This is a genomic window from Kaistella polysaccharea (assembly GCF_020410745.1).
Classification (GTDB): Bacteria; Bacteroidota; Bacteroidia; order Flavobacteriales; family Weeksellaceae; genus Kaistella; species Kaistella polysaccharea.
The window spans coordinates 398,715-408,914 of record NZ_CP084528.1 but is presented as its reverse complement, the minus strand read 5'-3'; the positions used below and the strand labels follow the sequence as shown (position 1 = coordinate 408,914).

Genomic DNA, 10,200 nt, shown 5'->3' with positions numbered 1-10,200 from the left:
AATACATTAATTACTTATTTTTCATAGATTTGTTTTCCGCAGAAAACGTCGCAGGTTTCCGAATATGAACAGCTTAAATTTACTAAAAAAATACCTTATTGACAGTCAAATTTTTGTCTCGCTCATGGGAACTTTTTTTGCTGCCTTTTTTATGTTAGAACAGAACATCATCAAAGCACCGACGATCGCACTTATTTTTATTACTTTTTTTAGTGGTTATCTCTACACAAAATATCAAAATACCGGAAAACTTTTTTATAAAATCCTAGCATTTAACGTGGTTTGTGGGATTGTTTCAGCCATATTAATTTTATATAATCACAATGAAAACCGATTGGTAAAATGGTTTATTATCGTGGTGTTGGGTCTTTTATACGACAGTACTTTTCTAAAGTTTTTTGTCAGAAAAATTCCACTTTTTAAAATATTTTATGTGGGTTTAACCTGGGCACTCATCAATTCATGGCTGATTTTACCAGAATTTAACTCGGAAATTTTTTGGATCAGCTGGCTCTTCATCACTGCTTTGGTTTTACCCTTTGATATTCGCGATATGGACTCGGATACTATAGTGACTTTTCCCAGATTAATTGGCGTACAGAATACAAAATATTTTGCTTACCTATTGGTGTTTTTAAGCTTAATTATCGCCATTTTTTACTTGGAAGCAATGTACAGTTTTGCTTTTTTAATCACTTCTATCTGTACATTTTTGCTCATTTATTATTCCGAAAAAACAAACAAAGATTCCTACTATTCTTTCTGGATAGAAAGTTGTTCGGGACTGCCGTTTTTAATTATCATTTTAATGAAGTATTTTTGACAAATGATCATCCGTAAACTTTCGTTAATCAATTTCAAAAATCACCCAGAGCAACATTTCGAGTTTTCCGCCCAGATCAATTGCTTCGTGGGCAATAATGGCGTGGGAAAAACAAATATTCTAGATGCACTTCACTATCTCTCGGTCGCAAAAAGTTTTTTAGGAAATACCGATTTGAATAACATTAAAACAAATGAAGATTTCTTTGCAATTGAAGGAGAAATTTTCGATGATGAAAAAGATATAATCATTAAAATTCAGCAACCAAAAGACGCAAAAAAATTAGTAAAGAAAAATGACAAATCTTATAACCGTATTGCTGACCATATCGGATTTCTGCCCAGCGTTATCATTTCTCCCTACGACTCAAATTTAATTTCAGATGCGGGCGAAAGTCGCCGCAAGTTTCTGGACTCCATGATTTCGCAAACTGATTCTGATTATCTTTTCAATTTAATTCAATATCAAAAAACGGTACAGCAGCGAAATGCACTCTTGAAAAATTTTGCTAAAAACAGATATTTCGATAGTGAAAGTCTGGAAATTTACGACGAACCCTTAACCAAATTTGGAACACGTATTTTTGAGAAAAGAAGACATTTTACAAATTTGATGATTCCTTTTATTCAAAATTATTACCGTATAATTTCTCACGATAATGAAGAGGTTTCAGTTCAATATAAATCGGACCTTTTGGATACGAACTTCTCGAACCTGCTTGCCCAGAATTTGGAAAAAGACCGCGTTTTAACTTATACTTCAAAAGGAATTCACAAAGACGATCTGGCCTTTGAGATGAACGGTTCTGCTATGCGTAAAACAGCAAGCCAAGGACAACAGAAATCATTTTTGATCGCCTTGAAACTTTCACAAATGAACAGAATAAAAGAACTAACGGGAAAGACACCCATTCTTTTATTGGATGATATTTTCGATAAACTTGATGATTCTCGCGTTACGCAATTAATAGAATTGGTTAATCAGGAACATTTTGGGCAAATCTTTATTACGGATACCAGTAAAGAAAGGACTGAAAATGTGGTGAAAAGGATTAATGAAGAAAATAAAATTTTTGAAATTTTATGAAAAAGAAGAAACGTGAATATCAATCTTCCGAACTTGTAAAATCTTTTGCCAGACTCTACGGCTTTGAAGATAAATTATTAGCTTTCGAAGTGAAGGATTTACTGCATGAATACTTGAACGACGATCTTTTTAATGAAATTGAATCCGTTAATCTAAACCGTAAAATCCTCGAAATTCGTGTAAAATCTCCTTTGCTTAAAAATGATTTTCGTCTGCGCAAAACTTTTTATCTCACCAAATTTCAGGAGAAATTTGGTGCTGAACATTTTAGCGATCTTCTGGTTTTGTAACCACGGTATTTTCAACCATCTCTTTGGCACTGCCATCTAAACGAGAACGAATCGGCAGGAAAAAACGCAGTGGATTCTTCATAAAATACCGGAAAATTTCCCGATAAATTTCTTTCAGTTCTCCAAAGTTTACCTGACGCGATCTAAATGCTAAAATTGTTGATAGCCCGAAACTTACTGCAAAGTTGAAAAAACCGATTAGAAAAACGGTAACAAATGAAATCCAGAAAGTTGCGCTGCTTACAGAAAAATCGGCGCCGTAAAGACCCAAGGCAAAATTTCCGGAAGCAAAAGTAATGTGCCGAATATCCAGATCGAGTCCCAGAAATAGACCGATCGGACCGGTTGCACCCAGAAATATTCCGAACCAAAAATTAGATATAATTCCTGCCCAGTTTTTCGCGTAATATTCTGATAGTCCTTTTGCTGAAGATTTCCCCAGAAAGTAGTTCAGAAAAGGATTTTTCTCGATCCGTTTTGGAATGTGATAAAAAACGGAACTGTTGCCAATATTACCAGAAATAATTCCTGACAGGAAAAGAAAAAAACCGGCAATACAAGCGTGTAAAATAGCTTTCGATTGAATTGGATCTAAATCACGAAGCAATGTCGCAGATTTATCAATGGCAAAATTCTGCTTAAAAAAAACATCCATTCCGTAAATAATGGCGAGCGCTATAGGAAAAGCCAACAAAACATTACCCATAAAAGCGATAAACTGCGTGCGGAAAAGCTTTGAAACCAAATGTGCGAAATCCACATAATTCTTACGGGTGTTCTGACCTTCAGAAAGCACCTTTGCCATTGTGGCAGCAGTCATTGCAGGTTGTTTGGTTGCTAAAGTATATTTCATCAGATAAATCATAATGAAACCCATGGCGTAATTGAATGAATATAAAAAAGCATGTGAAAAATCGCTGCCGGGAATATAGCTGTACAACAACTTTAAAACGCAAAGTGCCCCTACAATTACGCCACCACCACTTGCCTTCCAAAACATTTTCATGTAATCTTTGCCTGTGGAAGCAATATAATGCGTGCCCGTTTCTGCGGTGTGATTGGTAATTAAATGAGATTTTAAAGTCGTGCTGTCGAGGAAAAGTTCGCGCAAATTATTCTTGTGCGATTTGTATTCTAAAATTTTAAAAATGAGTTTTTTAGAATTGTGTATGACATCTTCATCCTTATCAAAAACCATCACCGATAAAATATCTGACATCCGCTGAAGTTGCTGACGAATCTTTAATAAAGCCTGATTAATTTTACCTGAAATCCCATACTTCGAGGAATTTTTAAATGCCAGGGAAACAAAATCCAGGCATTGTTTCATATAGATTTTGATCTGCTTATAATTAACACTTTTCGAGGTAAGATAAAAGGCCGGATCTTCTTTATAACTTACATTAAGCAAATCAATTTCATTCTGAAGCGCTAAAAATGGGTTATCAAAATTTCGATATTCGGGAGCCATATTCACGACTTGCACGTCGAGCGCATTACCAATAATTCGCCAGGAAAGAATATTCAAAGAAAATAGCAACTCTGTTTTTACACTTTTTTTAAGAATCAGCTGATCAATTTTTAAAATCTTAAAAAGCTCGCTGAAGCTTTCCTGATCTAAACTTTTAAAAAATTCCAGATCGGCTTTTGGGCGCACTGAAATTGTATCTACCAAATACCAGACGGTATCTTCATTTTCTACGCTAGGTAAAAACTTATCCAGCAATCTCTTTTTAAGTTCCGGATAAAAGGCATTTTCAGATAAAATATTGGCTTCGGTAAGGGAAAGGTTAAAGGGTTTTCCTTTAAATAAGCTTTGAATATAATAAGAAAAATTCTCAGTAACATCTTGGTGCTCCCGCAAAAACTGAAGAACTTCCTGGAAATTCACTTTCCGAACACTTCGTAAAATTTCAGTCAGAGGCTCCAAAGATTTCGTTTCATTTTTGAAACTAAAATATTTGATCAGAATTGTACTGAAACCCTCTTTATGTGGAAATGCGAATGCCATAATAGTCCCGCAAAGATAATTTATTTCAGCGTGATATTATTCATCTGACGCATGATCCAATTATGCTTTTTATTAAGATACGCTGAGGGATTTTTTGGGTCATATTTTCTTGGGTTAGGCAAAATAGTGGCAATCCATGCGGCTTCACTTTTTGTCAGATCTTTCGCACTTTTATGGAAATAATAGCGCGAGGCCGATTCTACACCAAATACGCCACGTCCCATCTCGATGGAATTTAGGTATCTTTCTAAAATCACCTCTTTTCCCCAAACCAACTCAATGATAAAAGTATAAACAGCCTCAAACCCTTTTCTAACCCAGCTTCTTCCTTGCCAAAGGAAAATATTTTTTGCGGTTTGCTGAGAAATTGTACTTCCGCCACGTAATTTTTTTCCTTGCTCATTATGTGCCATTGCTTTCTGAATCGCCTTGTAATCAAAACCACTGTGGTCAAAAAAACTTTGATCTTCTGCCGCTATGACTGCTTTTTTTACATTATTTCCCATCTCATCGTAGGATACGTAATCTCTGTTCAGTTTCCCGTATTCCATCAGTCCACCAATTTGGGTCAGCGTAATCGGCGGATTAAAAAATTTTCCCCACACGATGAAGAGAATATTCGCTAAAATTAGAATGTAAATAAGTCTTTTAATTTTCTTCCACATAGTTGGTGCATCATTATTTCGAGGTGCAAAAATAGAAATATTATTTACTTAAGCTCTTTTAAATAAGTCAATTTATAATCAGGCAATAAATCTGCATGAAATATTTTGATATAATCTTTCAACACCAAATCAGCGCGTACTACTCCACTTTCAAAATAATCGTTGGCTTTACCGACCGCCTTCCCGGTAAGGGTATACAGTTTACCCGAATTATAAACGGGAAGTTGGGTGTAATTTGGATTAATCTGAAGCAGTTCTTTCTTCGTTTGGTGATTTCCGATATTTACCCAATATTGAGCATTTTGACCTTTCACAAAAACCTCTTCGAAACTCATTGGGATCGCTTTTGTTTCAGTATTGTCTGCATTAATGTAAGTAGCATTTGCATCTGATATAAATTGAGCGAGATTTGATTGACCACCTGGTAAAAACCATTGATTTCCATACATTTCATTCGCAAGTACAAAAGGCTTATTGGGAGAAGATTTTGCTAAATTTTTAAGAGAATCGTAATTCTTCTGAATCATGTCAACATAAGCAACTGCTTCCTTTTGTTTATTAAAAAATTCCCCAAAAACTACTAAATAGCGGGATTTTTCTACCGGATTTTGTTCCAAATATTCATCCATAAAAATAATTTCGATATCATTTTTCTGAATTAGATCGTACGTATTTTGAAAACTCGCGATATAATTTGTGAAAATAGCATCAGGTTTTAGCGCTATTATTTTTTCAAGGTTGTATTTCTGCTCGTTGCCAACATTTTGAATTTTACCTGCTGTAATAAGTTGATGAATTTTTTCTGAAAACACATATTCCGGACTTGAAATTCCGATGATCGTGTTTTCTAAATCAAGTGCTGTAAAATATCCAACCAAACTCGCATTTAATAAAATGACTTTTTTATAAGGCAGATTTACGTTGGAAATTTTGTAATCAAATTTTCCTGATTTTAAATGAAAATTTTGATCTTCTTTTTTAATTTGAACATTTTTTGAGATGATTTGCCAATCTTGTCGGGAAGTCGGTTTCTCTTTTTTACAGGAAAATAAGAAGAAAAGTATTAAAAATGATAAAAAAAGCTGTTTCATTTTTTGAAAGGAATAAAAAAGTGTTATATTTGCAGACCTAAAAAAAGGCCTCGTGGCGCAACTGAATAGCGCACCTGATTACGGCTCAGGAGGTTACTGGTTTGAATCCAGTCGAGGTCACTAAAAACCTAGCAGTTCGCTAGGTTTTTTATTTTTCTAGAAGTAAAGAAACCCATTCTTCACGCTGAATTTTCTTTTGTAAGGTTAAATTTTGTTGTGTACATACTTCTAAAATATCATCTACGTCGAAGAAGCACAATCCTGAAAGTAAGAGTTGGCCACCACTATTTAAAACTGAAACGTAACTCGGAATATCGGAAATCAAAATGTTTCTATTGATGTTCGCTAAAATGATATCAAAAGTTTCGGAGCCCAAATTCTCAGCAGTTCCTTGCGAGATTTCAAGTTTTACGTTATTTCTTGCTGCGTTTTCAATTGAATTTTCAACAGACCATTCATCAATATCAATTGCAACCGTTCTGCCGGCACCTTGCTGTTTGGCGAAAATAGCTAAAACAGAAGTTCCGCAACCCATATCCAAAACTGTTTTATTTTCGAAATTCATGTCCAGCATTTGCTGTATCATTAAATACGTTGTAGCATGATGACCCGTTCCGAAAGACATTTTAGGTTGAATAATAATCTCGTGTGGCAAGTTTTGATTCGGATGAAATTCTGCACGGATCGAAACCTGCTTTTCAATATTTATAGGTGAAAAATTCTTTTCCCATTCTTCATTCCAGTTGATATTGGGCATTTCTTGAAAAGTATACGAAATGTTGATTTCAGGATTGTGAAGCAGTTGCACTTCTTTCAGGTCTTCTTCTTTAAATAAATCTTTTTGGATGTAACCTAAAATTCCGTCGTATTCTTCAGTAAAACTATCAAAACCGATTTCGATGAGTTCTGCCATTAGAATTTCGTTCCAGGGCTGAAGGGGTTTTATTTTAAAATTAAATTCCAGGTAATTTTGCATGCTTATCTTTTTGCAAAAATAGTGATTTTACGCTGATATTGCGCCCCGGATTGAACGGCATGTTTGAGCTCTTTTTTCTGACGGGGGAAATGCGGCAGCGAAAAAAAGCGAGTAGTGAAAGCCGGAAAAGGCGCCCAAAAAAACTTGTAATTAAAGACTTTCGACGTATTTTAAATTTTCGTTTTACTGTTTATGGAAATGCGACGGAAATGCGTCTTCGGGTTTTTGACGGAAAACATTCAGTAAAATCCATGATTTCAAAAATCCGTAACCGTAAGAAAACATTTGAATATAAGTCGCCATAATGGCCATCGCAGCAATGCTGATATTCCTGGTTTTATACATTGCGTGGAAAAAAATTAAAAAGGTGTAGAGCCCATAAAATCCCAAGATGAGGCCATTTCGGAAGAAAAAATACTGGATAAATCCTAAAACGTAGCCGATCAAAAATAAAGACGGAAAGGCAAAAGATATCTTTACATATTTTGGGTGACGCTGATTCAGGATCGGGCGCGCACAACCGAACTGATACACTTGTTTGGAGAATTTGCCAAAATCTACTCTGCGTTTATGAAATACTCCGATATTATCGAAAAAAGCTGTTGTAAAGCCGTTTTCCCAAAGTTTCATAGAAAGATCGGGATCTTCGCCAATGCGCATTTCGGAAAAACCACCCACTTCTTCAAAGGCGGCTTTTCGAACGCCCATATTAAAACTTCGCGGTTGAAACTTAGTGACTGCGTTTTTATTCCCCCGAATTCCTCCCGTTGTAAAAACGGAAGTCATGGAATAGGAAATCGCTTTTTGCATGAGATTAAAGCCTTTGTGAGCCTTATCAGCACCACCAAAAGCGTCGCATGTAATTTCGGCAAGATTCTTCTTTATATTTTCGATGTAATCCGTTTCGACAATCACGTCGGAATCGACGAAAACAAGCCAATCATTTTTGGCTCTCCGGGCGCCGTAATTTCGGGAAAGACCAGGACCGGAATTTTCTTTTCGGAAATATTCTATGGTTAAACTTTCGTGGAGTAATTCGGCAGTGGGACGCAAATTAAGAATTGAACCGTCATCAACAATAATCACCTCAAACTGTTTATCGGTTTGATGCGATAAGGAATTGAGCAACTCAAAAAGTTCGTCTTTTCGGTTGTAAATGGCGATGATAATAGAGATTGATGCTGTCATATTTAACCATTCAGGTCAAAAATTTTAAAATCTAATTTTGTGGTGTTTGATCTGGCTCGCTGTCTCCTTCCCTACCTTCTAATTTGTGAATTTTCTTCGTTCCTTCATACATCTCGTACTGCATAAAACGACATTCTAATTTTCCGTTGTATAGTTTAATTTTTCTTGAAGGACGCAATCCTACTCTCTTCAAAGAATCTAGATCTGAAGAAATTAACCAAGCCAAGGTATTAGGATAATTTTTCTTGAAAGTATCACCAATTTTACTGTAAAATTCGTCATCATTAATTACAATTCTTTCGTCATACGGCGGATTGAAAACCATCATCAAAGGAAATAAATCTTTTTTAGATTCAAAGAAGTCTTGGTGTTTTACTTCAATCACATCGTCCATTTCTGCGGATTCGATATTTACTCGTGCGGCATGCAGCATGTCTGAATCGATATCGTACCCCACAATTTTTCCGGTAAATTCTCTCACCCGATTAAGGCGAACTTCTTTAATGGTTGTAAATAATTCTGCATCATAATTTAACCAGTTTTGAAAGCCGAATCTTCGTCGGAACGTCTGTGCAGGTAAATCCATTGCAATCATCGCTGCTTCTATCAACAATGTTCCAGAACCACACATCGGATCAAGAAAATTTCCTTTTCCATCCCAACCTGCCAACTGCAACATTCCTGACGCAAGCACCTCATTTAAAGGCGCTTCACCTTGTTCTTTTCGGTATCCTCTTTTGAATAAGGCATCGCCAGAAGAATCTAAAGAAACCGTAACCAGTTCTCGATCGATATGAAGATGGATTTTAATATTTGGATCTTGCGTATCAACACTCGGCCGTTTATTGTACTTGAATTTAAAATAATCAACGATCGCATCTTTCATTTTCTGCGCCATGAACTGAGAATGTGAAAATCGCTCAGAATAAATAGTCGTGTCAATCGCAAAAGTTTGATCAACAGTCATATATTCTTCCCAGGGAAAATCAAAAAGTTTATCGTAAAATCTATTTTCATCCCAGGCCTTAAAAGTTAGAACTGGTACCAAAACTTTTAGTGCGGTTCTGGCTGAATAATTTACTTTGTAGAGAAAACCTAGGTCGCCTTCGCAATTAACCGCGCGGTTTTTCACTTCAACGTTTGTTCCGCCGAGCTTTTTGATTTCTTCTGCTAAAATTTCTTCGAGTCCGAAAAAAGTTTTGATTTGTATTTTTAAGTTTTCTGTGTCCATAGTTTAATTTTAGCTGCTAATTTGGGAAAGTGCTTATTCTGTCGCTGATTTATTTCCGCAAATTTAGTTATTTTTGCAGAATGGCATGGTTCGAAACTTGGTTTGATACTCCTTATTATCATATTCTATATAACGACAGAGATTTTACAGAAGCTGAAAACTTTATAACACTGTTAGTCAATTACTTAAAAATAAACCCACCTTCTAAAATTATTGATCTTGCTTGCGGAAAAGGCAGGCATTCGGTATTACTGAATAAAATGGGATTTCAAGTTTTGGGTTTAGATTTGTCTAAAAAAAGCATTGAACACAATCAAGAATTTGAAAATTTAACATTAAAGTTCAATGTTCATGATATGCGAAACGAAATAATTCCACAAATATCCGCCGTAAAAGCAGATGCAGTTTTCAATCTTTTTACGAGTTTTGGATATTTTGAAGATCCTCTGGATGATCAAAAAGTTTTTAAATCGATCAGCAATGTCTTGATTGAAGAAGGATATTTTGTTTTGGATTTTCTTAATTCGAAATGGGTTGAGAATACTTTAGTTCCCGAAGAAAGAATCTGTAAAGGTGGAATCTATTTTCATGTAAAGAAGAAAATTGAAGATCAGCATGTCATTAAAGATATTACTTTTACTCACGAAGGAAAAGAATTTCATTTTTTTGAAAAAGTGAAGCTTCATACTTTAGAAGAAATTAATAATTATGCAAACCAGTTTGGTTTTGAACGCACTGAAATTTTCGGCGATTATAAATTAAATAATTTTGAGGTGGAATTATCTCCAAGATGTATTAACGTTTTTCAAAAGAAAAAATCAATTTAAAATATAAAGCAG

At 35.2% G+C, this 10,200-nt stretch carries 10 protein-coding genes and 1 tRNA gene; 5 read left to right on the top strand and 6 right to left on the bottom strand.

The genetic code is table 11. From position 1 onward, the window contains the following. The first annotated feature begins 124 nt into the window (after positions 1-124). Genes LC814_RS01820 through LC814_RS01810 form a run of 3 tightly spaced genes read left to right on the top strand, consistent with a single transcriptional unit; the run spans position 125 to position 2,199 of the window. Positions 125-823 (top strand): UbiA prenyltransferase family protein, encoded by a 699-nt coding sequence (locus LC814_RS01820; RefSeq protein ID WP_226064644.1) that lies wholly within the window; start codon positions 125-127, stop codon positions 821-823. A gap of 3 nt (positions 824-826) precedes the next feature. Further along, positions 827-1,909 (top strand): DNA replication/repair protein RecF, encoded by a 1,083-nt coding sequence (gene recF, locus LC814_RS01815; protein ID WP_226064643.1) that lies wholly within the window; start codon positions 827-829, stop codon positions 1,907-1,909. Then, on the top strand, positions 1,906-2,199 hold the full coding sequence (locus LC814_RS01810) for a hypothetical protein (RefSeq protein WP_226064642.1): 294 nt from the start codon (positions 1,906-1,908) through the stop codon (positions 2,197-2,199). Before recF ends, LC814_RS01810 begins: the two co-directional genes overlap by 4 nt. On the opposite strand, the gene LC814_RS01805 is transcribed toward LC814_RS01810, so the two are convergent. The 3 genes from LC814_RS01805 to LC814_RS01795 are packed head-to-tail and all read right to left on the bottom strand — an operon-like array spanning position 2,177 to position 5,966. Then, complete coding sequence (locus LC814_RS01805) at positions 2,177-4,210, bottom strand: transporter-like protein (RefSeq protein ID WP_226064641.1); 2,034 nt, start codon at positions 4,208-4,210, stop codon at positions 2,177-2,179. The two genes, LC814_RS01810 and LC814_RS01805, sit on opposite strands and share 23 nt — an antisense overlap. 20 nt (positions 4,211-4,230) lie before the next feature. Then, positions 4,231-4,875 (bottom strand): monofunctional biosynthetic peptidoglycan transglycosylase, encoded by a 645-nt coding sequence (mtgA, locus tag LC814_RS01800; protein WP_226064640.1) that lies wholly within the window; start codon positions 4,873-4,875, stop codon positions 4,231-4,233. Between the two features lie 44 nt (positions 4,876-4,919). After that, entirely contained in the window at positions 4,920-5,966 is a 1,047-nt protein-coding gene (locus tag LC814_RS01795) for an ABC transporter substrate-binding protein (RefSeq protein ID WP_226064639.1), read from the bottom strand. 46 nt (positions 5,967-6,012) lie between these two features. Here LC814_RS01795 and LC814_RS01790 point away from each other — a divergent pair. Continuing rightward, positions 6,013-6,086: transfer RNA gene (locus LC814_RS01790), tRNA-Arg, on the top strand. A gap of 28 nt (positions 6,087-6,114) precedes the next feature. On the opposite strand, the gene prmA is transcribed toward LC814_RS01790, so the two are convergent. The 3 genes from prmA to LC814_RS01775 form a co-directional block, all read right to left on the bottom strand. Next, entirely contained in the window at positions 6,115-6,942 is an 828-nt protein-coding gene (gene prmA, locus LC814_RS01785) for a 50S ribosomal protein L11 methyltransferase (RefSeq protein ID WP_226064638.1), read from the bottom strand. Positions 6,943-7,125: 183 nt separating this feature from the next. Next, positions 7,126-8,130, bottom strand: a complete 1,005-nt coding sequence (locus LC814_RS01780) for a glycosyltransferase family 2 protein (protein ID WP_226064637.1) — start codon at positions 8,128-8,130, stop codon at positions 7,126-7,128. Positions 8,131-8,161: 31 nt separating this feature from the next. Beyond that, a complete protein-coding gene (locus tag LC814_RS01775) occupies positions 8,162-9,361 on the bottom strand; it encodes a THUMP domain-containing class I SAM-dependent RNA methyltransferase (protein WP_226064636.1) in 1,200 nt (399 codons plus the stop codon). Between the two features lie 80 nt (positions 9,362-9,441). Between LC814_RS01775 and LC814_RS01770 the strand changes: the two genes are divergently transcribed. Further along, positions 9,442-10,188, top strand: coding sequence for a class I SAM-dependent methyltransferase (locus tag LC814_RS01770; RefSeq protein WP_226064635.1), 747 nt, complete (start codon positions 9,442-9,444; stop codon positions 10,186-10,188). Positions 10,189-10,200 lie beyond the last annotated feature (12 nt).

Excerpts from the sequence above, each read along its gene's own strand:
- LC814_RS01820 (WP_226064644.1), top strand. The coding sequence starts at position 125 with ATGGGAACTTTTTTTGCTGCCTTTTTTATGTTAGAACAGAACATCATC.
- recF (WP_226064643.1), top strand. The coding sequence starts at position 827 with ATGATCATCCGTAAACTTTCGTTAATCAATTTCAAAAATCACCCAGAG.
- LC814_RS01810 (WP_226064642.1), top strand. The coding sequence starts at position 1,906 with ATGAAAAAGAAGAAACGTGAATATCAATCTTCCGAACTTGTAAAATCT.
- LC814_RS01805 (WP_226064641.1), bottom strand. The coding sequence starts at position 4,210 with ATGGCATTCGCATTTCCACATAAAGAGGGTTTCAGTACAATTCTGATC.
- mtgA (WP_226064640.1), bottom strand. The coding sequence starts at position 4,875 with ATGTGGAAGAAAATTAAAAGACTTATTTACATTCTAATTTTAGCGAAT.
- LC814_RS01795 (WP_226064639.1), bottom strand. The coding sequence starts at position 5,966 with ATGAAACAGCTTTTTTTATCATTTTTAATACTTTTCTTCTTATTTTCC.
- prmA (WP_226064638.1), bottom strand. The coding sequence starts at position 6,942 with ATGCAAAATTACCTGGAATTTAATTTTAAAATAAAACCCCTTCAGCCC.
- LC814_RS01780 (WP_226064637.1), bottom strand. The coding sequence starts at position 8,130 with ATGACAGCATCAATCTCTATTATCATCGCCATTTACAACCGAAAAGAC.
- LC814_RS01775 (WP_226064636.1), bottom strand. The coding sequence starts at position 9,361 with ATGGACACAGAAAACTTAAAAATACAAATCAAAACTTTTTTCGGACTC.
- LC814_RS01770 (WP_226064635.1), top strand. The coding sequence starts at position 9,442 with ATGGCATGGTTCGAAACTTGGTTTGATACTCCTTATTATCATATTCTA.